The following is a 22944-nucleotide window of genomic DNA, read 5'->3' on the forward strand; positions in this document are numbered from 1 at the left end:
TACGGACCTCTCAGCATCAGATCAGGGGGGGGCCTCGTGGGGCTGGAACCAGCACCTTAACGGTCGATAACCGGATCGGTCGATCAACCGAATGTCACGCGGTGATCAAATCTCGTCGAGGGCTTCGATACCCAGCAGCGACATTCCGGTGTGGAGGGTGCGTGCGGTGAGGTCGGCCAGCCCGAGCCGGCTCGCCCGCACCTCGCTCCCGGCCCGCAGCACCGGGCACCGCTCGTAGAACGCCGAGAACGCCACGGCCAGGTCGTGCAGGTAGCCGGCGAGCCGGTGCGGTTGCGCCAGACCGGCGGCGGCCCGCACCGCGGGCTCGAACCCGAGCAGCGCGAACGCGAGGGCCCGCTCGGCCGGCTCGGTCACCGTCACCGGGCCCGGTCCGCTCCCGGCCCTGCGGAACAACGACCGGATCCGGGCGTACGCGTACTGCAGGTACGGCCCGGTGTTGCCGGTGCTGGCCAGCATCCGGTCCCAGTCGAAGACGTAGTCGCCCCGCCGGTCGCCAGAGAGATCCGCGTACTTGATCGCGCCGATCCCGATGGCCGGCGCCGAGGCCCGCGCGACCGCCTCGTCCAGGAGCCCGGCCAGCCTGATCGTGCCGCCGGCCCGGGTCTTCAGCATCTTGCCGTCGGCGCCCAGGATCGACCCGAACCCGATGTGCTCGGCGGTCACCTCGTCCGGCAGCCAGCCCGCCTCCCGCGCCACCGCGAAGACCATCTGGAAATGGATCCGCTGCGGGGCGCCGACCACATAGAACAGCCGGTCCGCGCCCAGTTTCCCGACCCGGTGCCGCAGGGCCGCCAGGTCGGTCGCGGCATAGCCGAAACCGCCGTCGGCCTTCCGCACGATCAACGGCAGCGGGGCGCCGTCCCGGCCGGTGAAGCCGGCCGGGAAGACGCAGAGGGCGCCGTCGCTCTCGGCCAGCAGACCCTTCTCCCCCAACCCGGTCACGATGCCGGCGAGATCGTCCTGGTACCGGCTCTCACCAGCGAAGTCGTCGGGGCCGAGGGTGACCCCGAGCCGGGCGTAGGAGTCCAGGAGGTACCGCTGGGACTGGGCGACCAGTTTCCGCCACAACTGTTGGGAGAGCGGGTCGCCGGATTGCAGCGCCACCACCCGCAGCCGGGCCCTGGTCCGGAAGCCGTCGTCGGTGTCGAACTTGGCGCGGGCCGCCTGGTAGAACGTGGTCAGGTCACCGATCGAATGGTCGCCCCCGCCGTCGCCGCCGAGGTCGATCAGATGCTCGACCAGCATGCCGAACGGGGTGCCCCAGTCGCCCAGGTGGTTCACCCGGATCACGTCGTGCCCGAGCCACTCCAGCGTCCGGGCCAGCGCGTCGCCGATGATGGTGGACCGCAGATGGCCGACGTGCATCTCCTTGGCCGCGTTCGGCGAGGAGTAGTCGACCACGATCCGCTCCGGCTCGGCGGCCGGCGCCACGCCCAGCCGCGCGTCCGCGGCGGCGGCCCGCAGCGCCCGGCCGATCAGGTCATCGGTGACGGTCAGGTTGAGGAATCCCGGACCGGAGACGGCGACCTCGGCGATGCCGGTCAGGTCGGCTTTCGCGGCCACGTCGGCGGCGATCTCCCGGGGTGGCCGGCCGAGTTCCCGGGCCAGGGCCAGGGCGGCGCCGGACTGGAAGTCGGCGTGCGGGGAGGCCCGGACTGCCGGATCCACGGGGTGGCCGGCGACCGCTTCCAGGGCGGGCTCGAGCCGGTCGTGCAGAAGTGATTCGAGATTCATGGTCGACCCCATCGACGAGAAGACGGAGCGGGTCGGACCGGTCGCTGCTTCAGCTCCGGCGGGTGTCGACCCGCCGGGAGGAAAGCAGAGCTTCAGCGGCGGCCCTCGGGACGCCGACGTCGCACGCTGAAGCAAGACATGCCGGGGACTATAGCTGATCCTGGTGAGCGATCCGGGTCATCTGCGGCCACAGCACAGCCAGGAAGACGGCCGAGGCGCCGAACGCGGCCCAGAACGGCGCGGCGACCCCGTAGTGCTTGGCCAGCAGGCCACCGATCGCCGATCCGACCACCAGACCGCCGTAGACGCAGATGGCGTTGACCGAGCCCACCCGGCCCTGCAGATGGGTGGGCACGGCCCGCTGCCGGACCGTGGTGGAGGTGGTGCCCCAGATGAAGGCGTGCGCCCCGAAGAGGAAGAACACCGGCAGCGCCACGAACGGCGACCTGGTCGCGGCCAGGAACAGGTGGGTCAGGGTCTCGATGATCAGGCCGATCCGCATCAGGTTGCCGAGGCTGATCCGCGCGGTGAGCCAGCCGTACGAGGCGGTGCCGACCAGACCGCCGACCGCGGAGACCGTGGTGATCAGACCGAACCCGAACGCACCGAGGCCGAGCCGGTCGCTCGCGTAGAGCACCAGCACCGACCAGGCCGCGCCGAAGGCCAGGTTGAAGATGAGGATGGTCAGGCAGAGCGTGCGGACCGGCGGGTGGTGCAGCACCCAGCGGACACCCTCGACGACCTCACGGCGCACGTCCGGCTTCCCGGTCCGGCCGTGCGGCGGCAGCTTCACCCGGCCGATCAGCAGCAGGCCGGCGCCGACCAGCAGCAGCTCCGACAGGAACGGCCAGACCCGGCCGGCGGTGAAGAGCGCCGCGCCCAGCGACGGGCCGGCCAACTGGTTCAGCGTGATGAAGCCGGTCTGCAGGCGGGCGTTCGCCAGCGCCAGGTCGTCGCGGTGCACCAGCATCGGGGTGAGGGTCCCGCTGGTGTTGTCGGCGAACACCTCGGCCGTGCTGATCAGTCCGAGCCCGAGCAGGGCCGCCTCGACCGGCAGCCGGCCGGCGGCCAGCGCGCCGATCATCGCGAGCAGCACCACGGCACGGAACGCGTTGGCGAGGATCAGGATCAGCCGGCGGTCGTGCCGGTCCGAGAGGACGCCGGCCCAGAGACCGCAGACCAGCGGCGGCGCCCACGCCATCAGCGCGGCCAGGGAGATCAGGAACGGGTCCGAGGTGAGCGAGGCCACCAGCAGCGGGCCGGCCGCGGCGGCGATGCCGTCACCGAGGTTGGTCGTCCAGGAGGAGGCGAGCAGCCAGCGGAAGCTGGATCCGAGGCGGGCGGGCACGAGCGACTGGCCGAGGGAACTCACAAGAGGTGCACCCTACGCGGGTCCCGGCGCCGGCCGGGTGCCTGGCACCATGTGCCCCATGGCGCAGGATGGCTGGAATCCCGGCGGCCCGGGTGTGCTGCGGCTGCCGTCCGGGCGGCTGGTCCGTGGCCGAGGGCTGCGGGACCCGATGCCGTCGGGGCACCCGCCGAGTTTCGGGGTGTACCTGCTCGGCTCGGCGCCGCCGGAGTTCGGGTGGACGAGCCGCTGGGTGCGGTGGCCGGACTTCTGGCTTCCGGTCGATGCCGCGTACGCCGCCGAGGTCCTGAAGGAGACCCTGCGCCGGGCGGACGGTGAGCGGGCCGAGGTGGCCTGTGGTGGCGGCCGTGGCCGGACCGGGACCGCGCTGGCGTGTCTCGCCGTGCTGGACGGCGTGCCGCCGGGCGAGGCGGTGGCGTTCGTGCGCCGGCACTATCACCGGCGCGCGGTGGAGACTCCCTGGCAGCGCCGGTTCGTGGAGCGGTTCCGCACGTCCTGAGTGGTCACGGGGCGGGTGGGATCTTCTTCTCGGCGTCGGCGCTCAGCTTCCGGACCTCGGCGGCCAGCCTCTTGGACTCCTCGCGGGTGCGCCAGGCCAGCAGCAGGGTGACCCCGCCCAGGACGGTGCCGGTGACGCCGGCGAGCTGGTCGGCGAGGGTCGGCCCGAGGAGGCTCACCGCGAAGACCGGCAGCGCGATGCCGCCCACCACCACCAGGACTCCGGTCCGCAGTTTGGTGCCCGCCAGCTCCACCTCCACGTCCTCCTTGCGGGGCTCCGGCACCGAGTCCGGGGACGGCTCACCGTCGTAGACCCGGGCGATGACGCGGTCGACGATCACTTGGATCAGCAGGATCGCGACGGTCACGAAGAGGGAGACATGCCAGCCCTGCAGGTCCGGAGAACTCATTTCAGGGCCTCCTGGATGTCCCGGACGAAACGCTGGGTGAGCTGTTCACCCCGGTGCAGGTAGGCGTAGGTGTGTTCCTTGAACCGCTGGGAGAAGTCGAGGTAGCCGGGTTTCATCGGCCGGGGCCGGGCCTCCTCGATGGCGTTGCGCACCATGCCCAGATGTGGTTCGGCCTCCTTGAGCTGCTCGTCGAAGTAGGCGTCCCGGCCGGTGGGCGCGAACCCGTACGTCGCCAGCAGTTTCTGCGCCGGGGTGTCGGTGAGGAAACGGATGACCTCTTCGGCCGCCCCGCGGTGTGGGGTGTCGCTGTCGATCGCGAGGCTCTGGCCGCCGAGGACGCCGATCGGGAGCCGGCTCAACCGGATCGCCGCGGTGCCGGGCTCGGCGCGCTCGGCCCGGTCCACTCCCGGGAACCAGACCGGCCAGTTGCGCATGTAGCTGAGGTTCTCCTCCTCGAACGCCTGGATGGTGGCCGCTTCGGTGGTCCGGGTGAGGACCCGGCCCGACCTCAGCGCCTCGGCGAGCGGTTTCAGGGCGCCCTGCCACTGGGTCAGGCTGGTGGACAGGACGCCCTCGGGGTCGAGGATCAGGGGGTCCTGCGCGAGGGCGTGCTCCAGCACGTTGATCACGAACGCCTCGTCGGTCAGCGGGCCGGTGGTGTCGAGTTGCCCGACGAAGCGCTCACGGCTGAGGACGTCGCGGAGTTCCGGTTCGGAGTCGGGGAGGCTCTTGTCGGTGATCCGCCGGAAGAGCATTCCGACGTCGCTGTTGAACGGGACCGCCCAGAGCCGGCCGGAGTCGTCGTCGACCTGGCACACCTTGCGCACCGGGCCGAGCAGGGACAGAGCGTTGCGAGGCTCGATCGGCGTGATCCGGCCGGCGGCGGCGAAGCGCGGGATGTGGATGACATCCAGGTTGTAGATGTCCGCGCCGCCCTCGGTGAACCCGGCGTACTGGTCCTGTGTCGTGCTGTTGACCAACCGCGGCACGATCCGGATGTCCGGGTTCAGGTTGTTCCACAGATTGATCAGAAGGTTCCGGCCGCCGCCGGTCGGCTCGGTGCCGGTCGCGAGGGTCAGCGTGACCGGTTCCCGGCGGGTGAGCAGATATCCGGCGGCTGAGGAGAGCAGCCCCGCGCTCAGCACCCCGACCATGAACGACCGTCGTGAGTAGAGCTCCGCCATGTGATCCACGTTACTCGATGAGGCGCGGAGGAGGGGTGCCCTCCGGGCGCGACCGATCGATCGGTGTCAGGCTGCCGCCGGTGGGCGCCACACCGTGAAGTCCTCGATGTGGAAGTGGCTGGCAACCGTGCGGAAGGCGAACCAGCCGCCGGTGTACGGATCCGCGTCGGTGTAGTCGAAGACCAGCCGCCCGTCGCTGTGGTAGCGGATCCGCCGGCCGTCGACCGAGATCGTGACCCTGGTCGGAACGTTGGCCTCGATCAGCGGCGCGGTGTAGTCGTAGATCAGCGGACGGTTACCCGCCTCTCCCACGTACCTGCGGAACCGGGTGGTGGTGTTCAGGTTCGCGCCCTGGCCGACGTAGTACGTCTGGAGATGGTCGTACTCGGCGAAACCGCCGTTGCGCGTGGTGGCGAAGATGTCACCGGGTGAGCGCACGTCCCGCGCGTTCCAGAACGTGTTGAGGTCGGTCACCTTGTCGTTCGGCCCGCCCTTCGCGACCGGGGTGGCGGTGAACTCGATCTCGTACGGCCCCTCGATCTCCTGCTTGAGCCAGACCGTCGCGCCACCGGGCACGTCGATGTCGAGCACGCCGTCCTTGGCATGCACCGTGCCCCCGCTCTGCAACTCGGCGGCCCATTTGCCGGAATCGGCGACGAAATTGTCGGACGCGATGATCTGCCACGCCCGCTCGGGGGACGTCGCGGTCCTGATCAGCGGCTTGGCCGGCGGCCGGCTGCCGTACCCGAGGTAGAAGCCGGTCAACGTCGACTGCAGGTAGCCGCGGACCGTCCAGCCCAGCCGGTAGGCCGGGTCGTGGGCCAGCGTGTAGAGCTTGACGTTGGTCGGGATGTTGGTGGTGAACAGCCTCAGCGTCGTGTGGTCGGCGGTCTCGGCGAAGTACTCCTCGCGCCAGTCACCGAGGATGTCCCCGTAGAACGGGACGGCGTTGCGCCATGACGAGACGACGCCGGAGGGCCCGAAGATCTTCGCGGTGGTCTGCTTCCTGTGGTTCCACTTCTCGACGTACGTGTCGTCGAGCAGTTCGGAGCCCTTGTCGCCGTCCCACCAGATGCGGAAGTTCACGCTCGGCGTGGTCCTGCTGATCCGGGCGCCGTCGACGCTCCACACACCGGCGGCGGGCAGGTTCGGGTTCGCGGTGGCGGCCCAGAACTCGTAGCCGTCGTGGGTCGGGTCGATGTCGGCGGTGGTGCCGCGCGGCACGTCCCAGAGGGTGGCGTCCCGCGGCACGTCCGGGTGCGAGCCGGTGATCAGGCGCTCGCCGGTCGCCGCGTCGTAGTAGTACCAGGGGAAGCTGGTGAAGACGCCGCCCTCGGTCTGCTGGATGGCGTAGCCCTCGAGGCCCTCTCTCGCCGGGTCGAGGTCGCCGATGTGGAACCGATCGCCATGGACCGAGCCCTCGACGACGTAACGGAACGTGCCGTCGCTGTCGACGACGTAGTTGCCGTCCGCGATGTCGTCCCTGCCGTCCTGGTCGACGTCGATGATCCGCAGCTGGTGGAAACTGGCGCCCTGATCCCTGACGAAGGTCCAGCGCCGGGTCAGGCTCCTGCCGTCGTAGTCCCAGGCGGCGATGAGGACCCGGAAGTCGCCGCGCTTGGCGCCGGTCCGGACGACCTGCTTGGTGATCAGGCTGGGGTGCTCGCCGTCCAGGTAGGCGATGCCGTACTGACCACCGGACGGGCCGTCGGCGGCGAAGTCGCTCGCCACCGGCACCCGCTCACGCTCGGCGCCGCTGCGGCCGTCGATCACCGAGACGAACTGGTCCAGCGGGTTCGCCGTCGCGATCACGGCGCCGTCGGCGAATGTCACGCCGTTGGCGGTCTTCACGAAGACCTCGGCGTAGCCGTCGCTGTCCACGTCGTAGACGGTGACGTTGTCGTCGTTGCGGTAGCCGGCCACCTCGCCGTAGCCGCTGACGGCGGCGAGCGGCGGGTCGTTGGCGGCGTTGCCACCGAGCCGGGCGTACGAGTTGACGCCCAGGTCCACCCGCCACAGGTTCCGGCCGTCGAGGGTGTACGCCTCCAGATAGTTGGGCCGGTCGGGCGCGTACGACAGTCGGGACACGACGATCTCGTAGCGGCCGTCACCGTCCAGGTCGCCGGGCCAGGCGTGGTGCACGTAGTAGTTCGGCGCGTCGAGCAGCGGGATGTCACCGGGTGCGATGGCCGGGCCGCTCGCCGCTCGCTCCCTGTTCCGGACGACTGCCCGGACGGTGTAGAGGCCGGTGCCCGGGGTGGTGTCGGTGAAGCTGGTCGACTCGTCGATCGGCTTCCGGTTGAGCTTCGTCGCGCCCTTGTAGACGTTGAAGGCGACGTTGTCGCCGTACTCGGTGCCGAGCAGGCGCCAGCTCAGGAACGTGCCGCCGTTCTCGGCGGGCACGGCGACCAGGCCGCGGTCCAGCGACTCGACGATGCGTCGGGGGGATGCTCCGGGCTTGTCTCCGGCCTGTGCCGGCGTGGCGAGAAAGCCGGCGGCCAGCGTGATGCCGGCCGCTACGGCGATGACCGCTCTCATCGTCAGTTCTCCATGATCCGGTACGCCGTAGGTCGGCGTCGCCGGAACGTATGGGACGACTGTGTATCGACGTTTGCGGACGTTTAAACCCGATCGATTCTGTGGGATACGTTCGCTCAGGTGAGGGCTTCGTCCGGCTGCGGCAGTGAGACGGGCGCCACCTCGGGTTCGAGAGCCGTGATCAACTCATTGAGCCGGTCCAGCAGGTCCGCCGCCTGCGGGGTCACCAGTTGAAGCGGCCGGGATAGACCACATCGGCCAATTCCTTCTGGCCGTCGGCGTTGGGGTGGAAGTAGTCGAACTGGTTCACCAGCTCGAGATCGAAACGGACCCGGTGGGCGGCGCCGCCGTCGTCGCGGCAGCGGTCTCCGTACGCCCGGCAGGCCTGCCGCAACTCGGAGTTGTACGCGTCGATCCGGTCCCGCACCCGCTCCCGCCGGTCCTGGTCGGCGTCGGCGGTCGACGTCGGGGCGGCCAGCATCGACGGGCAGATCCCGCCCCGGTTCCAGATCTCCACAGCGCGTTCGTCCTCCCGGCCCACCTGCCAGAGCCGGTAGAGGTCGGGGATGCTGACCACCAGCACCCGCGCCTTGGGCAGCCCTTTCTTCAGCCGGGACAGCCCCTTGTCAACCTCTTCACGGAAGGTGTCCACCGGAGTCATGTCCTGCACCCGGCGGGCGCACGCGTCATTGGCGCCGATCAGGATCGTCACGTACTCCGGCTTCAGGCCGACGGCCTGCCGCGCCTGGCCGTCGAGCGCGTCGGCTTCGGCGCCGGGCTCGGCGAGATTGTCGGCGTCGCCCTTGATCTTGTCGTTCCGCTCCAGGATCCGCCGGTAGTGACTCTGGATCGCGGAGTTGGCGCCGGTGGACCAGGAGTTGCGCTCGCAGGCGACGTAGGCGATGCAGGCGCCGAGGCCCGCGGTGATCGAGTCACCGAGAGCGGCCATCGACGCCGGGAGGCCGGCCGCCGGCTTGGTGGGGCTCGGTTTGCCGGAGGGTTTCGGTTCGGCGCCGCCCGCTCTGTCACAGGCCAGTGCGAAGGCGGCGAGCAGGGCCAGTGCGACGGCATGCCAGTGGCGGTTCATGAATCCCCAATCACGGTACGCCTCGCCGATATTACCATCCGTCATTATTTGCGCCCGAACCGCGCCGGTCGAATAGTCGACCCTGATCACCTGAGGTCACCACCGCCACAATTTTTTCGCGGGAGATATCCATCGACGACCGCCATGACCAGGAATGTTGACGACAATCGAAGCAAATATTGATGATCATCGCTTGTTACTTCACAGGAATCTCATTCGCTTTCCGTAGGGTCCAGGCGCACCGCCACCTACGGGAGGAAGACGAACAGTGGTTCGTTACAGAAAGTGGGGTTGGGGCCTCGGCATCGCGACAGCCTCAGCCGTGACCGCCTTCGGGGTCGCCTCATGGCAGGCGAATGCCGCACCGACGGCGCCGAGCGCCACCGCCGAGCCGCCCGGCGGCTCCGGCCAGGCCCGAGTGTCCGATCCGAGCCCGCTCCCGGAAGCCGCCACCGGAAGCGGCAGCGATCCGCTGACCAGCGGCGAACTCGAGAAGGCCCGCACTGTCGCGCTCACCCCGGAACTCGCCTCGGGCGCCGAGGACGTCACCGGCAAGGCCGGGCCCGAGTACCTCTCGGCCGAGATCGATGTCGAGGCCGGCGGCCGGCAGGCCGAGCTGTACTACTACGACTACAAGACCGACAAGCTCATCAAACAGGTCGTCGACCTGACGACGGGCAAACTCGCCCAGTCCTTCTCCGCCGCCGGAATGCAGCCCCCGGCGTCCGAGCAGGAGACCAAGGCGGCACTCGGCCTGTTGGTCGCCGATCCGCTCGGCGCCGGATTCAAGGAGTCGTACCGCAAGGCCACCGGCAAGGAACTCAACGGCACGGACGGGCTCGTCGCGACGGCGCACACCTATACGGCGAAACCCGCCGACCAGGGCGCGAGCCAGTGCGGCAACAGCCGTTGCGTCCAGCTCATCGTGAAAACCGAGAACGGGCAGTTCCTCAGCGTCAGCGAATTCATCATCGACCTGTCCGGGCGCACGGTCGCCCGCCTCAAGTGAGCGAGGGTTCCGGCACCATGACGTACCGAAAGACCGCCGGCGCCGTCGCGCTTCTGACCTCAGCGGCGCTGGGTGTGGCCGTGCCGTCCGCGGCGTCCGCCGCTCCGGCGTCGCCGTGCGGCACACAGGCGATGGTCAAGGAGACTCTGCCGAACGGGACCACGTGGCGACTCTGCTGGCGGATCCACGACAAGGCCGGCCTGATCCTGGATCAGGTCTTCCTCTCCACCAAGCGCAACCCCGAGCCGGTGCAGGTGCTCGACTCGATCCGGCTGGCCCAGCTCCACGTGCCGTACGACACGGGTGACATGGAGTTCGACGACCTCACCGACCTCGGTATGGGCGGCGGCTTCCTGGAGACGCTCACCGGCGACGACTGCAAGGGCGGCTCGGCACGCGTCGGCTCCGACGGCTCCGAGCAGCCGCAGCAGCGCAAGGTGCTCTGCGTCAGCGCCGAGCCCTCCGGCCTGGCCTACCGGGCCCGCGAGGAGGCATGGGACGACAACGGGCCGCAGCCGGGCAAGCTCGACTCGAAGCAGGGGCACGACCTGGTCCTGCGGACGATCAGCAAGCTGGCCTGGTACGAGTACGTGACCGAGTACCGGCTGCACGACGACGGGCAGATCTCGGCCCGTCTCGGCGCCACCGGCGACCTGGCCCCGAGTTCGGAGGCGGACGCCAACCGGGGCTGGCCGATCGGCACGGGTGACAAGTACTACTCGACGATGCACTACCACAACGCCTTCTGGCGGGTGGACTTCAACATCGCCGGCAAGGGCGGCGAGAAGGTCGAGCAGTACGACACCGCGCTGGACGGTCGTGGTGAGGTGACCGCCAAGCTCAAGACCACGCGCACCGCGATCGCCAAGGAGGGCAACTTCTCCAAGGTGAACCAGCGCTGGTGGCGGATGACCAGCCCGAACAGCAAGAACGCCGATGGGCACCAGCGTTCCTACGAGCTGGTCACCGGAGGGGACGACCGTTACGAGGGGCACCCCGAGACGAAACCGGACGTCACCTTCACCCAGAAGAACCCGTGCGAGAAGTACGCGAGCGACAACGCCGTCGACCCGGAATGCCCGGCGAACAGCAAGACCGTCATCGACTTCGCCAAGAACAAGGAGAACCTCAGCGACCCGGTCATGTGGGTCCGGGTCGGCTTCCACCACGTGCCGCGCGACGAGGACCAGAGCCCGATGCCGATGCACTGGCAGGGATTCGACCTGGTGCCGCGTGACTTCACCGCGATGAATCAGTTGACGCCGGACGGCCGTACCGGCCTGAACGGCGATCCTCAGCCCGATCCCGGCCCTTCCGGCGCGCAAGGCTGAACCGGAGCCGGCCCGGTCTTCGGACCGGGCCGGCCTCGCCCCTTCTCACCAGAGAGGCACTGTCAGATGATCCGCCGTCTCGCCGCCGGGCTCAGCCTCGCGGTCACCGGCCTGACCGTGTTCGTTCTGTACGGCCCCGGCGACGCCGGGCCGGCACCGCGACCGGCCGTCGCCGCGTCCGTGGCGGCGCCGACCGGCGCCGACGTTCACTACGCGCAGATGATGGTGGCGCACCACGAGCAGGCGGTCCGGATGAGCCGCACCCTGCTCGCCAAGGGCGCGGTGCCGGAGCGGATTCGGCTGATCGCCGAGTTCATCGCCCAGGACCAGCAACGCGAGATCGATCAGACGAACGCATGGCTGACCGCCTGGGGCCGGCCGACGGTGGCGCCCTCGGCCTCGGCCGGGGAGCACGGCATGCTGACCGAGGCGCAACTGGGTGATCTCGACCGGGCCGACACGCGGACGGCGCCCGCCGTCTTCCTACGTCTCATGATCGAGCACCATCAGGGCGCCATCGTCATGTCCCGGTCGCTTCTCGACGGCGCCGCCGGCAACGCCCACATCCGCAGCCTGGCCAAACACGTCATCAACGAGCAGACCTCCGAGAACGAGGCCATGTCGGCCCTGCTGCCCATGGTCAGCTGACGTCGGACATCGGGCGCAGATGGGCCGGATCCGCCAGAACCTTCTCGATCTGATCGGCGAGGCCCTCGGCCCGGGTGGTGACGGTCGCCTGCCGGGCCACGACGGCGTCGACGTTGGTGGCGTCGATGGCCAGGCCGGGGACGTACAACCAGCCTTTGGGCAGGACCTTGCCGGTCTTGGCGTGCTCGGCCTGCAGCCGGCCGGCGACCGCGCCCTTGACGAAGTTCTCCGGTGACACCAGGAGCAGGTCGCCGGCCTTCACCGCGGCCAGCGACTTGGAGTCGATGTCGAAGCCGCCGGCGATCCAGGTGCCGCCTTTCGCGCGGCGGATCGCGGCCAGGTTCCAGCCGTCGGCGTCGCCGGTGCCGACGAACGCCAGGGCCGACGAGTTGACCTCGACCAGGGTGTTCCACGCCTCCAGGTTCGCCTCGACCTCCTGCTTGGTGTCGAACGGGCCGAACACCGTGACCCCGGGCAGCTTCTCCTTGATCTCGTCCCGGATGCCCTTGGCCCGGCGGTCGAGGACGGTGACGCCGGGTGACGACGTCCCGAGAACGATCTTGCCGGTGGCGTTCGGTGGAAGTTTCTCGATCACCTTCCGGGCAAGCATGCGGCCGAGCTCGTAGGCGTCGTTGCCGATGAACAGCTCGACCCCGGCCGAGGGCAGCACCGGGCTGTCCACCGCGATGACCGGCACGCCGTCGCGGATCGCCTCGGCTATCGGCCCGGTGAAGAGGTCCGGGGAGAGGGTGGAGACCGCGATGCCGTCCGCGGCGGTCGTCAGCATGTCGCGGAACAGGGTGAGCTGCCGCGGCCCGTCGACGATGTTCGGGCCGTCCACGAGATGGGCGACGTCCCCGACCCGGTTCACGCCGGAGAGGAAGCCGAGCGACATCTCCTGGGAGAAGTTGAGCTGCTTGTTCGGCACCACGAAACCCACCGTGTGCGCATCGTCCTCGTCGCTCTTGCGCTCGGTGCAGGCGACCGGGCCGACCATCGACAGAACCAGCAGGACCGCAAAGATCTGATTTTTCATGATCTTCCCATTTTCCGCCCCGATCGAAAGACAGTATGGGCGATCCCCTTCACCCCGGAGGCAGATCGGCCGATCGGGACCCTCGCGGAGTCGAGCACGAACCGTGGCGCGATGGGCCGGACGTTCGGAGAGGGGGGATCGTGGTGTTCGCCAAGGTCGTACGCAGCAAGGCGGTGGCCCGGGCCGCCGTGATCGGGCTCGCCCTCGGCGTCTTCGCTCTGGCGGTGCTCGCCGCGGTCAGCATCACCACCAACGCCCGCACCACCAGCCACATCGAGCACAACTCGCGGATCAGCGACCACTGGTCCCAGATCGACCTGCACATCGGCGTCGAGTCCGAAGCGCTCAACAACTACATCGTGGCCAAGAAGTTCGGCCGCGACCTGCTGGACAGCGCCATGGGCTCGGCCTCCCCCGAACTGGAGTGGCAGGCCGCCAACGGCGACCCGCTCGACGTGGAGAACGCCGTCCTGGTGACGGAGGCCTACAGCGCGTTCACCCAGACCCTGAACGACGTGCGCCGGAGCCCCACCGACCGGGCACGCAGCCAGATCCTGGCCGACCAGGCCGCCCTCGGCGCGTCCATGGTGCGCAAGTCCGCCAACGCCAACGTCACCCGGCACCGGCTGGCGATGGACGCCTACCTGGCCGAGGCCGCCCAGTTCAACCAGAAGCTCAGCCTCGCCGCGACCGTGGTCTGCGGCGCCGACTTCCTGCTGCTCGTGCTCTGCGCGGCGATCCTGCTCACGCACCAGCGGCGGATCGAGGGGCAGGCGGTGGAGAGCCGCTACCGGGCGCTGCACGACGAGCTGACCGGGCTGGCCAACCGGGCCCTGCTCGCCGACGAGATCGAGGACGCCCTATGGGTGGCCGAGCAGGAACGGGAGACGGTCGGCCTGCTGCTGCTCGACCTCAACAAGTTCAAGGAGGTCAACGACACGCTCGGCCACCACGCCGGTGACCTGCTGCTCAAGGAGGTGGCGGCCCGGCTCACCGGCGCGGTCCGCGGCACCGACACGGTGGCCCGGCTGGGCGGGGACGAGTTCGCCGTGCTCATGCCGCACATCTACTCCCCCGAGCACTGTGCGGAGATCGCCCGGCGGCTGCTGGAGGCCCTGGAGGGGGCCGCCGAACTGGACGGCGTCACGGTCGACATCAGCGGCAGTATCGGCGCCGCCGTCTACCCGGTGCACAGCGGGTCCGGCGCCGAACTGCTCCAGCACGCCGACATCGCCATGTACACGGCCAAGCGCAACCGGCTCGGCATCGCCGTCTACGACCCCGAGGCCGACCGCCGCGACTCGCAGGAACTGAGCCTGATCGGCGAACTGCGCCGGGCCATCGACGAGGACGAGCTGGTGCTGCACTACCAGCCGAAGGTGGCGACCAGCAACGGCCGGGTCCGCGGCGTGGAGGCGCTGATCCGCTGGGAGCACCCGGTCCGCGGGCTGCTCCAGCCGGGCGACTTCATCCCGCAGGCCGAGGAGAGCGAGGTCATCGTGCCGCTCACCGACCGGGTGCTGAAGATGGCGCTGGAACAGCACCGGATGTGGCGCGACAGCGGCACGGTGCTGCCGGTCGCGGTCAACGTGCCCACCGTCTGCCTGCTCGACGCGGCGTTCCCGGACCGCGTCGCGGCGGCTCTCTCCGCCTGCGACGTGGCGGCCGGCATGCTCACCCTGGAGATCACCGAAACCTCGATCATCACCGATCCGGTACGGGCGTCGGCCGTCCTGACCCGGCTGCGCGAGACCGGCGTACGGCTGTCGGTGGACGACTTCGGCACCGGGTACTCGTCGATGTCGTACCTGCAGAGCATGCCGCTGCACGAGTTGAAGATCGACCGCAGCTTCGTCCGCACGGTGACCGACTCCCACGGCGGTGCGGCGATCGTCCGGGCGGTGCTGGAACTGGCCCGGGCACTCGACCTGGAGGTGGTGGCCGAGGGCGTGGAGGACGAGGCGACACTGATCCTGCTCGGGGACATGGGCTGCACCAACGCGCAGGGCTACCACATCAGCCGGCCGGTGCGGGCGGCCGATCTGATCACGTGGCTCGGTCAGCCGGCACTGGAGCCGGCGTGAGCGTGCGGTTCCCGTACACATGAAGAATTGATCGTGAAAGCCGGCGGCGAGTCACCCGGGCGGCATGCCGGGGGTTGAACCGGATTCACGGTGGCGGGGTTTTTCTCGGTGAGCGTGTCCAAGCTTTCACCGAGAGGCTGATCTCATGCACAGCGAGCAATGGCCGCCGTATTCGCCGGGGCGCAGCACACCGGGTTACTCTCGGCCGGAATACGTCGAGCCCGAATACGTCCAGCCCGAATACGTCCAGCCGGGATACAGCCGGCCGAATTTCGCCGGGCCGGACCGGAATGATCCGGACGACACGCTCCTCTACCCCCAGCCGGGATATCAGCGGCAGGACCATCGACAGCCGGCGCACCCCCGGTGTCCGGAGCCGGAATATTCCGACCTCGGATATCCGCGGAACGACTATGACCAGGGCTATCACCGGCCCGTCTACTCCGAGGCGGCCATCGCGGTGACCCCGCGGTACTTTCCCCTCGCTTTTCTTCTGCAACTGGTCAAACCGGTTCTGATCGTCGACGGCCAACCGGTGAGGATGAACTGGCGGAATCCGGCCGTGGTGCCGGTGTCGCCCGGGCAGCACCACGTGCACGTCTACACCCCCTATCTGATTCCGCGCCGGATGGGTAAAGCCGATCTTGTGGTCACCGCGCAGCCCGGACAGACCGTGGAACTGGAATACCGGTCGCCGCTGGTGGTGTTCGCCCGGGGCGCCCTGGGCTCGCCTCCGCAGGGATATCCGGGCATGGCCGCCTTCATCATTCTTATGATCATTTCGTTGGTGCTGGTTATCTGCGGCGCCGCGTCGGCCTTCCGGCAGATCGGCGAGACCGCCGCCCGGCAGGCTGCCGGACAGACGACCGGGGAGCCCGCGGCCGGCCGGACCGCCATCCCGAAGCTGCCGCCCCTGTCCACCGACGGACCGGGCCTGCCGACATCCGATCCGGAGCAGGCCAGCCCGACCGAGGCGGCCGGCCGGCCGGCGTTGCGGCCCGGCGTCCCGGCGCGGCGAGTCACCGGCGCCACCTTCGCGGCCGGCGACCGCACCGGCACGAAGGCGTTCGCCGGCTGGCCGTTCGCCTTCCGTACGCCGCAGGGCTGGGACTGCCGCCGCCAGGACGACAAGCGTGTGCCCGACGCCAAGCTGTACGGGTGCAGCGACGCGCAGAGCGCCGGCGGCGAGGGTGTGGTCGTGGTGATGCTGCGGCCCTGCGCGGCGCCGTGCGGGACCGCGCTGATGAACCAGATGCACAGCTTCTGGTTCAGTCCCACCGACGAGATCAGGCGGGCGGGCGCCACCACGAACTTCGCCGAGAACGCCAAGGGCGCGACCACCGGCGGCTACGAGCTCTACATGAGCCACTTCTTCGCCGCGGGCGGCCGCACCGGCACGCCCGATTGGCAGGTGGCCGTGGCCGCGGTCGCGAAGTCGAAGGCGGGGCGCCCGGACGCACAGAAGGTCCTCAATGACATCCTGAGCCAGACGTCATAGCCGAGGCTCCTAACGAAGTCGTCTACAACCGATTCCCGCGCGCCGCCGTCGAACAGGATGAGACAGCGACAAGGAGCGGGATCCATGCCGGAACGATCCGACCGTGACTACCTGGCGTTCGTGCACGCACGGGTCGCCGAGTTGCGGCGCACCGCCCATCTCCTCTGCGGCGATCCCCACCAGGCCGACGACTTCGTGCAGGAGACCCTGACGAAGTTGTACGCGCGCTGGCCACGGCTCGGCCAGGTGGAGAATGTGGACGCCTACGTGCACACCATGCTGGTGCGAGTCTTCCTCGACGACCGGCGGCGGGGCTGGTGGAAGGTCCGGTTGCTGACCGGGCCGCCGGAGCCACCGCCGATCGAGCGCAACCCGGAGGACGGCCCGGTGGTCCGTGCCGCGCTGGCCAAGCTTCCGCCACGGCAGCAGGCGGTGCTGGTGCTGCGGTACCTGTGCGACAAGCCGGTCCGCGAGGTGGCCGACCTGCTGCGGTGCTCCGAGGGCACGGTGAAGAGCCAGACCGCACACGGACTCACCCGGTTGCGCGCCCTGCTCGGCGTCACGGCCCTCCCGCCCGTCGCCGCTGTCTCCCAGGAGCGACGATGAGAGGAGGGGACGAGATGACCGACGAGCACGCGGTCCGACTGCTGCGCCCGTTGCGGGGGGAACCCGAGGAGCCGTCCCGGATCGACGTGCCGCGGGCGATGACGGAGGGCCGCAAGCGCCGGGCACTGCGTCGCTGGTCAGGGGGCGTGGCGCTGATCGCGCTGACGTCGGTCACGGCGGGCGGCGGCACGCTGGCGATGTCCGCCCTCCGTGACGAGGCGCCGCTTCCGGCGCCGACGACGGCCGTGTCGGTGACCCCGAGCGTGGCGGCCGCCGTCCCTGCCGTCCCTGCCGGGCCGTCCGGCTGCGAGGTGGCGCGCCTGCCTACCGACGGGGTGAAGAAGGCCCTGGTCACGGCCGGGGACCCGAGTGGTCGATACCTGGCCGGGCGGGTCTACCAGTCGTCGGTCAGCACGATCATCTGGAAGGACGGCAAGATCTTCGCGCGGCCCCGGATGACCGGCGGCGATCCCAGCTACGAGGACATCAACACGTCCGGCGTGGCGGTCGGGTCGGCGTTCATCGGGGAGCGGCAGCAGGCGTACGTGTTCCGCGACGGCAGGGTGACCGCGCTGGACGGTCAGCGAACCAGGGCGAACGCGATCAACGAGGCCGGTGTCATCGTCGGTGCGATGGGCGAGGTCCTGGAGACGGTGCCGGTCCGGTGGTCGTCGCCCGGCGCCAAGATGGAGAGGCTGCCACTGCCGGCCGGTTACGTCGAAGGCCAGGCCGACGGCATCGCCGAGAACGGCACCGTGGTCGGTTCGATCTCCAAGGGTGGCACCGACGTGCCGACCGCCTACCTGTGGCCGCCCGGCGGCGCCGGCTATGCGATGCCTCTGCCGACGGTCAAGGGCGTGAAGGCGAGCGGCTTCTGGGCGGAGTCGATCAATGACGGCTGGGTGGCCGGCCGGGCGGTCTTCGAGGAGGACGGGAAGAGGGGCTCCCGCCGGTTCGAGTCGCTGCGCTACCGGATCGCCGACCGCACCTACCAGAGCCTGCCCGTCAACAGCTACCCGGCACTCCTGGCCGACAACGGCTGGATCCTCATGGGCCCCCAGGCCGGGCCGGTCGTCATCGCCGGTTCCGGGGTGACCGAACTGCCGCGGTACGCCCGGTTGAAGGAATACGTGATCAGCAGCTTCAGCGCCGACGGGCGGGTGGCCGCCGGATACACCACCGACCTGGACGACGAGGGCGTCGGCAACGAGCCGCTGCTCTGGACCTGCCGATGACAGAAGGGGGCCCGTAGGCCCCCTTCTGTTCCCTCCGCCGGATCCCTCCGTCAGGTCAGGACATCGCCACGTCGTCGAACCAGACGGTGCCGGTGTTGTCGCCCGACTTGAGGTGGAGCTGGACGCTGGCGGCGCCGGCCGGGGCGACCGCCTCGACGACCAGCTTCGTCCAGGTCGTGTTGCCCACGGGCAGCCGGTTCGAGAGGTTCTGGCTGATCCACTTGCCGTTGACGTCGAACCAGCTCAGCGCGATCTCGGTGGTGCCGGTGGCGTTGATGCCACGGGCGTACGCCTCGGCCCGCCACCGGTAGCCGGCCTGTACCGGTGTGATCGGCGCGGTGACCAGCGACGGCAGGCCCGCCGAGGTGCGGGTGGTGCCGGCGAACCGCGCCGAGAGGCTACCGGTGCGGGCCATCCCCGTGGTGATCACCGCGGCGCCGGCGGCGGTGTTGGCCTGCCGCCACGGCGAGGCGGACGCCTCGGCCTCGAAGCCCAGGTTCAGCAGGCTGTTCGGGACGGTTCCGGTCGTCCAGGCGGTGCGGACCACGGTGGAGGCGAACTTCGCGGTGCCGTCGGCACGGTAAAGGCCGAACTTGTACTGGGCCGGCATGGTCGAGACCGACGAGTTGGCGGGGATGGCCCCGGCCGCGAAGTCGTTCAGCGTCCACGGCGACACCGAGCCGACACCGGCCGTGGCCGCGGCACGGAACACCCGGGCCAGGTACGCGCCCTGCTCGCCCTCGCTGACGACCGCGCTGCTGACACCGGTCTCACCGATCACCACCGGGTCCGGGGCGACCGCGGCCTGCGCCTTGCGGATCTCGGCGAGCGCCCGTTCGGACGAGCCGTAGAAGTGGAAGTCGTAGTAGTCCAGCGGGGTGCCCACCAGCGACGACTTGATCCTCGCCATGCCGGCGGCGCCGGTCGCGCCGTCCACCGAGAGCGTCAGCGGCATGTTCGGGGCCGCGGCGCGGACCGCCGGGATGAGCCCCTTGACCCAGGCCACCGCGGCGGCGTCGCCGGGCTGGAACTCGTTCTTCAGCTCGACGGCGATCACCCGCGGGTCGTTCGCGTACGGCCCGATCACCGATTTCGCCCAGTTGATGCTGTTGCTGAGCTCGTTGTAGCCGGACCACCAGTCGAAGAGGGTCACCTTGACGGTGAGCCCGTGCGAGTCCGCGATGCTGATGAACTTGCGCAGCTTCTCGGTGTACTCGGGCTTCGCGGCCGGCCAGCCGAACGCCTGCGGGAAGACGATGACCCGCACGTTGTCGGCGCCCAGAGCGGCCGCCTTCGCGAGGTCCGCCTCGATCCGCGCCACGTCGAACCCGGTCCACATCGCGGACCAGCCGGCGTCCGACGGGTAGTAGTTGATCGACTTGGCGATCCGCACCGCGGCCAGCCGGTCCGCCTTCGTCGCCGATACCGCCATGGCCGAAGTCTCCCCCGTCGCCGCGGCGGGCGCGGCGGCAAGGCCGAGACTCATCAGAACGGTGGAGGAAAGGACGGCGGCGCGGACGCGGAAGCTGCTCATGGGGGTGTGATGCCTCTCGCAGGTTGCTTTTCGGGGGTGACCCTTCATTCGGCGGCGGCGTCGTCCCTTGCAGCTTCTCGCTGATCGCAATGAGGTTGCAAAGTGGTTGTCCCCGGCGTCCGGGCCGGACATCCAACTTGCCAAAGATCCACACTTCACGATTCGATGAGGCCGACCAGACGGCGCGACAGGAAGTACGGGCTGATCGACATGCGGCTACTGGACGGCAGACCGGAACGGCTGGCAACGATCCCGTACCGGGCCGCCGGCCCCGGCGGAGTCGCGCGGAACCTTCAGCTCGCCGTCGAGAGGCTCCGGGTCGACACCCTCCCCGGCGGCTGCACGGCCCTGCTCGCCACCGGCGACCTGCAGGGCATCGCCACCTCCCGGGACACCGGCAAGCCGGCCCTGCTCGGCATCGCCCTCGCCGGCTACCTGGGCCTCTGGGCCGAGAGCGGCCTGTTCCCGGCACCCGGCGACATCGCGGTGCTGCTCACCGGCGATCTCTACTCGGCCCCGGACGCCGATCTCCGCGGCGCCACCGGCGACGTCTCGACGGTGTGGGCGGCCTTCGCCGCGGCCGGCTGCCCGGCAGTCGTCGGCATCGCCGGCAACCACGACGAGTTATCCCCGGCCTGGGCCGACGACCCCGGCCCCGGCGTCGCCCTGCTCGACGGCACCCGGTACCACCACGGCGACCTCACCGTGGCCGGCGTCAGCGGCGTGATCGGCGTTCCGGCAAAACCGTTCCGGCGTACGGAGGAAGCGTTCCTCGCCACGGTCGACGCCCTCACCGACCCGCCGCCGGACGTCCTGCTTCTGCACGAGGGCCCCCGCGGCACCGGCCCCGACCAGCCCGGACGAGCGACGCTGCGGGCCCGCCTGGAGCGCCGTCCCCCACCGCTGACCCTGTGCGGCCACGTCCACTGGGCCCGCCCCATCGCCCCGCTCGGCGCCGGCCACATCCTCAACGTCGACGCCCGCGCGGTCCTGCTCACCACCTGAGCGCCGCGGGCGTCAGGCCGGGCGGTCCGCGGGGTCTCCGGTGAGGCGGCGCCAGAGGAAGTCGAGGGCCAGGGCGGAGACGGTGGCGGCCTGTTCGTTGTCCGCGGCCGCGCCGTGGCCACCCTCCACGTTCTCGTAGTAGGACGCGTCGAACCCGTGTTCTCGCAGCAGGGCCATCATCTTGCGGGCGTGTCCGGGATGGACCCGGTCGTCCCGAGTCGAGGTGATCAACAGGATCGGCGGGTAGGGCCGCCCGGGCCGCACGTTGTGGTACGGCGAGAACTCGCGCAGGTAGGCCCAGTCGGTCTCATCGTCGGGGTCACCGTACTCGGCGATCCACGACCTCCCGGCCAGCAGCTTGGTGTAGCGGCGCATGTCCAGGAGCGGCACCTGGGCGACCACCGCTCCGAACGACTCCGGATAACGGGTCAGCATGACGCCCATCAGCAGCCCGCCGTTGCTGCCGCCCTTGATCCCGAGTCGTCCCGGTGTGGTGATGCCGCGCGCCACCAGGTCGGCGGCGACCGCGGCGAAGTCCTCGTACGCCCGGACCCGGTTCTCCCGCAGCGCGGCCCGGTGCCACGCCGGACCGTACTCGCCGCCACCGCGGATGTTCGCGAGGACGAAGGTGCCGCCGCGGGCGAGCCAGCCACGTCCGATGACGCCGTTGTAGTTCGGGGTCATCGGGATCTCGAACCCGCCGTAGCCGGTGAGGAGCGCCGGGCCGCCGTCGGCTCCACCGGCCACGAAGTACGGCACACGTGTGCCGTCGGCGGAGGTCGCGAAGAACTGCCGCACCGTCATGCCGGTCGCGTCGAAGAACGCGGGCTGCCGTTTGAGGACCTCGACCGCCGCCTCGCCACCGACCGTGCCCAGGCCGAGAGTCGTCGGCCGGAGGAAGCCCTCGGAGGCGATCAGGTACGAGTCGTCGTTGTCCGGGTCGGTGTCGACGATCCGGGTCTGGTCGAACTCGCCGGCGCCGGGCAGCGGCCGCCGGCTCCACCCCCGTGGGCCCGGAGTGAGGACGTGCACCCCGGTCCGGACGTCGGTGATCGTGACGACGAGCAGGTGATGACGCGTCCAGGTGAAGGAACCCAGCGACGTGCGCTCATCGGGTTCGAAGAGAACGGTGAGGTCCCGCCCCCCGGCGAGATACCCGTCGAACCCGGCGGCGAGCAACGCGCCCGCCGGATAGGTCGCGGTCCCGACCGTCCACGGTGACCGGAGCCGAATCAGCAGCCAGTCCCGGTGCACGTCGCACCGGGCGTCGTCGGGAACCTCGATCCGCACGACCTCCCCGGCGGGCGTGAGCAGGTACTCCTCAGCGTGGTAGAAGTCCCGCAGCCGGATGAGCAGATCACGCTCGTAGCCGGCCGACGGGTCGTGGTGCGCCCGGACCAGGACGTCGTCGGCGTGCCCCTCGAAGACCGTCCGCGCCTCGGACAGCGGGGTGCCCCGCCGCCACCGCTTGACGACGCGCGGGTAACCCGAGGACGTCATCGAGCCGGGCCCGAAGTCGGTTCCCACGAAGATGTGATCGGCGTCGATCCAGCTCACGCTGGTCTTCGCCTCGGGCAGGGTGAAACCGTCCTCGACGAAGACCCGCTCACGCAGATCGAACTCGCGGACCACCACGGCGTCGGCGCCGCCCCGGGAGAGCAGAACCAGGCAGCGGTCGTAACCGGGCCGCAGCACCGCCACGTCGCTCCAGGTCCAGTTCTCCCCCTCGGCCTCGTTCAGCGCGTCGACGTCCAGCAGCACGTCCCATTCCGGCTCGTCGCGGCGGTACTGCTCAGCGGTCGTGCGCCGCCACACCCCGCGCGGGTGGTCGGCGTCGGTCCAGAAGTCGTAGTAGAAGCCGTCACCGCGCCACCCGGGGAACGGAATCCGGTCCTTGCTGTCGTAGACCTCCCGGATCGCGTCCCGCACCCGCGCGAAGTCGTCGTCGGCCAGCGCGGCCAGCGTCTCGGTGTTGCGGTCCGCGACCCACCGGGCGGCCTCCGGCGCGTCCAGGTCTTCCAGCCAGAGGTACGAGTCATTCAGCGCATCCGCCACCACGTCGATCACCGCTCGACCTTTCCACCAACGCCTTGGGTTGCCAAGGCTCTCCACCCCGT

Annotated in this window: 18 protein-coding genes; 9 read left to right on the plus strand and 9 right to left on the minus strand. The window is 70.0% G+C overall.

The genetic code is table 11. The features are described 5' to 3' along the window. Positions 1–105: 105 nt before the first annotated feature. Both argS and QLQ12_RS05975 read right to left on the minus strand, forming a co-directional pair. The gene (gene argS / locus QLQ12_RS05970; RefSeq protein WP_282757656.1) at positions 106–1755 is read right to left on the minus strand and encodes an arginine--tRNA ligase; all 1650 of its coding nucleotides are present in this window, start codon (positions 1753–1755) and stop codon (positions 106–108) included. A 148-nt stretch (positions 1756–1903) separates the two neighbouring features. After that, positions 1904–3127: an MFS transporter gene (locus QLQ12_RS05975; RefSeq protein WP_282757657.1), complete on the minus strand. Its 1224-nt coding sequence runs from the start codon at positions 3125–3127 to the stop codon at positions 1904–1906. Between the two features lie 58 nt (positions 3128–3185). Here QLQ12_RS05975 and QLQ12_RS05980 point away from each other — a divergent pair, with 58 nt between their 5' ends. Continuing rightward, complete coding sequence (locus QLQ12_RS05980; RefSeq protein ID WP_282757659.1) at positions 3186–3623, plus strand: protein-tyrosine phosphatase family protein; 438 nt, start codon at positions 3186–3188, stop codon at positions 3621–3623. Between the two features lie 4 nt (positions 3624–3627). Here the strand turns inward: QLQ12_RS05980 and QLQ12_RS05985 are convergent, their stop codons facing one another. The 4 genes from QLQ12_RS05985 to QLQ12_RS06000 form a co-directional block, all read right to left on the minus strand. After that, positions 3628–4032 (minus strand): hypothetical protein, encoded by a 405-nt coding sequence (locus tag QLQ12_RS05985; protein WP_282757660.1) that lies wholly within the window; start codon positions 4030–4032, stop codon positions 3628–3630. Beyond that, on the minus strand, positions 4029–5216 hold the full coding sequence (locus tag QLQ12_RS05990) for a type 2 periplasmic-binding domain-containing protein (protein ID WP_282757661.1): 1188 nt from the start codon (positions 5214–5216) through the stop codon (positions 4029–4031). Before QLQ12_RS05990 ends, QLQ12_RS05985 begins: the two co-directional genes overlap by 4 nt. A gap of 66 nt (positions 5217–5282) precedes the next feature. Then, positions 5283–7754 carry a rhamnogalacturonan lyase family protein gene (locus QLQ12_RS05995; RefSeq protein ID WP_282757663.1) on the minus strand — a complete coding sequence of 824 codons (2472 nt, stop codon included), beginning with the start codon at positions 7752–7754 and terminating at the stop codon, positions 5283–5285. Positions 7755–7977: 223 nt separating this feature from the next. Then, positions 7978–8841 carry a GDSL-type esterase/lipase family protein gene (locus QLQ12_RS06000; protein WP_282757899.1) on the minus strand — a complete coding sequence of 288 codons (864 nt, stop codon included), beginning with the start codon at positions 8839–8841 and terminating at the stop codon, positions 7978–7980. Positions 8842–9109: 268 nt separating this feature from the next. Here QLQ12_RS06000 and QLQ12_RS06005 point away from each other — a divergent pair, with 268 nt between their 5' ends. The 3 genes from QLQ12_RS06005 (at position 9110) to QLQ12_RS06015 (ending at position 11829) form a co-directional block, all read left to right on the plus strand. Then, on the plus strand, positions 9110–9850 hold the full coding sequence (locus tag QLQ12_RS06005) for a hypothetical protein (RefSeq protein ID WP_282757665.1): 741 nt from the start codon (positions 9110–9112) through the stop codon (positions 9848–9850). A 17-nt stretch (positions 9851–9867) separates the two neighbouring features. Next, complete coding sequence (locus tag QLQ12_RS06010) at positions 9868–11181, plus strand: copper amine oxidase (protein WP_282757667.1); 1314 nt, start codon at positions 9868–9870, stop codon at positions 11179–11181. A gap of 66 nt (positions 11182–11247) precedes the next feature. Continuing rightward, positions 11248–11829: a DUF305 domain-containing protein gene (locus QLQ12_RS06015; protein ID WP_282757668.1), complete on the plus strand. Its 582-nt coding sequence runs from the start codon at positions 11248–11250 to the stop codon at positions 11827–11829. On the opposite strand, the gene QLQ12_RS06020 is transcribed toward QLQ12_RS06015, so the two are convergent. After that, entirely contained in the window at positions 11822–12865 is a 1044-nt protein-coding gene (locus QLQ12_RS06020) for a sugar ABC transporter substrate-binding protein (RefSeq protein WP_282757670.1), read from the minus strand. The two genes, QLQ12_RS06015 and QLQ12_RS06020, sit on opposite strands and share 8 nt — an antisense overlap. Before the next feature lie 140 nt (positions 12866–13005). On the opposite strand from QLQ12_RS06020, the gene QLQ12_RS06025 reads away from it, so the two are divergent. The 4 genes from QLQ12_RS06025 (at position 13006) to QLQ12_RS06040 (ending at position 18288) form a co-directional block, all read left to right on the plus strand. Then, a complete protein-coding gene (locus QLQ12_RS06025; protein WP_282757672.1) occupies positions 13006–14949 on the plus strand; it encodes a putative bifunctional diguanylate cyclase/phosphodiesterase in 1944 nt (647 codons plus the stop codon). A gap of 145 nt (positions 14950–15094) precedes the next feature. Further along, complete coding sequence (locus QLQ12_RS06030; protein ID WP_282757674.1) at positions 15095–16447, plus strand: hypothetical protein; 1353 nt, start codon at positions 15095–15097, stop codon at positions 16445–16447. A gap of 84 nt (positions 16448–16531) precedes the next feature. Further along, positions 16532–17053, plus strand: a complete 522-nt coding sequence (locus QLQ12_RS06035) for a SigE family RNA polymerase sigma factor (protein ID WP_282757676.1) — start codon at positions 16532–16534, stop codon at positions 17051–17053. Continuing rightward, entirely contained in the window at positions 17050–18288 is a 1239-nt protein-coding gene (locus QLQ12_RS06040) for a hypothetical protein (RefSeq protein WP_282757677.1), read from the plus strand. Before QLQ12_RS06035 ends, QLQ12_RS06040 begins: the two co-directional genes overlap by 4 nt. 55 nt (positions 18289–18343) lie before the next feature. Here the strand turns inward: QLQ12_RS06040 and QLQ12_RS06045 are convergent, their stop codons facing one another. After that, positions 18344–19822 (minus strand): glycoside hydrolase 5 family protein, encoded by a 1479-nt coding sequence (locus QLQ12_RS06045; RefSeq protein ID WP_282757678.1) that lies wholly within the window; start codon positions 19820–19822, stop codon positions 18344–18346. A gap of 165 nt (positions 19823–19987) precedes the next feature. On the opposite strand from QLQ12_RS06045, the gene QLQ12_RS06050 reads away from it, so the two are divergent. Further along, a complete protein-coding gene (locus QLQ12_RS06050) occupies positions 19988–20827 on the plus strand; it encodes a metallophosphoesterase family protein (RefSeq protein ID WP_282757680.1) in 840 nt (279 codons plus the stop codon). 12 nt (positions 20828–20839) lie between these two features. Here the strand turns inward: QLQ12_RS06050 and QLQ12_RS06055 are convergent, their stop codons facing one another. Further along, a complete protein-coding gene (locus QLQ12_RS06055; RefSeq protein WP_282757682.1) occupies positions 20840–22894 on the minus strand; it encodes a prolyl oligopeptidase family serine peptidase in 2055 nt (684 codons plus the stop codon). Between the last annotated feature and the right edge of the window lie 50 nt (positions 22895–22944).

Source organism: Actinoplanes sandaracinus (genome assembly GCF_030009775.1).
Taxonomy (GTDB): domain Bacteria; phylum Actinomycetota; class Actinomycetes; order Mycobacteriales; family Micromonosporaceae; genus Actinoplanes; species Actinoplanes sandaracinus.

Bases quoted from the DNA above. Each gene is read 5' to 3' on its own strand.
- argS (WP_282757656.1), bottom strand. From the start codon at position 1,755: ATGAATCTCGAATCACTTCTGCACGACCGGCTCGAGCCCGCCCTGGAA.
- QLQ12_RS05980 (WP_282757659.1), top strand. From the start codon at position 3,186: ATGGCGCAGGATGGCTGGAATCCCGGCGGCCCGGGTGTGCTGCGGCTG.
- QLQ12_RS05985 (WP_282757660.1), bottom strand. From the start codon at position 4,032: ATGAGTTCTCCGGACCTGCAGGGCTGGCATGTCTCCCTCTTCGTGACC.
- QLQ12_RS05990 (WP_282757661.1), bottom strand. From the start codon at position 5,216: ATGGCGGAGCTCTACTCACGACGGTCGTTCATGGTCGGGGTGCTGAGC.
- QLQ12_RS05995 (WP_282757663.1), bottom strand. From the start codon at position 7,754: ATGAGAGCGGTCATCGCCGTAGCGGCCGGCATCACGCTGGCCGCCGGC.
- QLQ12_RS06000 (WP_282757899.1), bottom strand. From the start codon at position 8,841: ATGAACCGCCACTGGCATGCCGTCGCACTGGCCCTGCTCGCCGCCTTC.
- QLQ12_RS06010 (WP_282757667.1), top strand. From the start codon at position 9,868: ATGACGTACCGAAAGACCGCCGGCGCCGTCGCGCTTCTGACCTCAGCG.
- QLQ12_RS06015 (WP_282757668.1), top strand. From the start codon at position 11,248: ATGATCCGCCGTCTCGCCGCCGGGCTCAGCCTCGCGGTCACCGGCCTG.
- QLQ12_RS06020 (WP_282757670.1), bottom strand. From the start codon at position 12,865: ATGAAAAATCAGATCTTTGCGGTCCTGCTGGTTCTGTCGATGGTCGGC.
- QLQ12_RS06030 (WP_282757674.1), top strand. From the start codon at position 15,095: ATGCACAGCGAGCAATGGCCGCCGTATTCGCCGGGGCGCAGCACACCG.
- QLQ12_RS06035 (WP_282757676.1), top strand. From the start codon at position 16,532: ATGCCGGAACGATCCGACCGTGACTACCTGGCGTTCGTGCACGCACGG.
- QLQ12_RS06040 (WP_282757677.1), top strand. From the start codon at position 17,050: ATGAGAGGAGGGGACGAGATGACCGACGAGCACGCGGTCCGACTGCTG.
- QLQ12_RS06045 (WP_282757678.1), bottom strand. From the start codon at position 19,822: ATGAGCAGCTTCCGCGTCCGCGCCGCCGTCCTTTCCTCCACCGTTCTG.
- QLQ12_RS06050 (WP_282757680.1), top strand. From the start codon at position 19,988: ATGAGGCCGACCAGACGGCGCGACAGGAAGTACGGGCTGATCGACATG.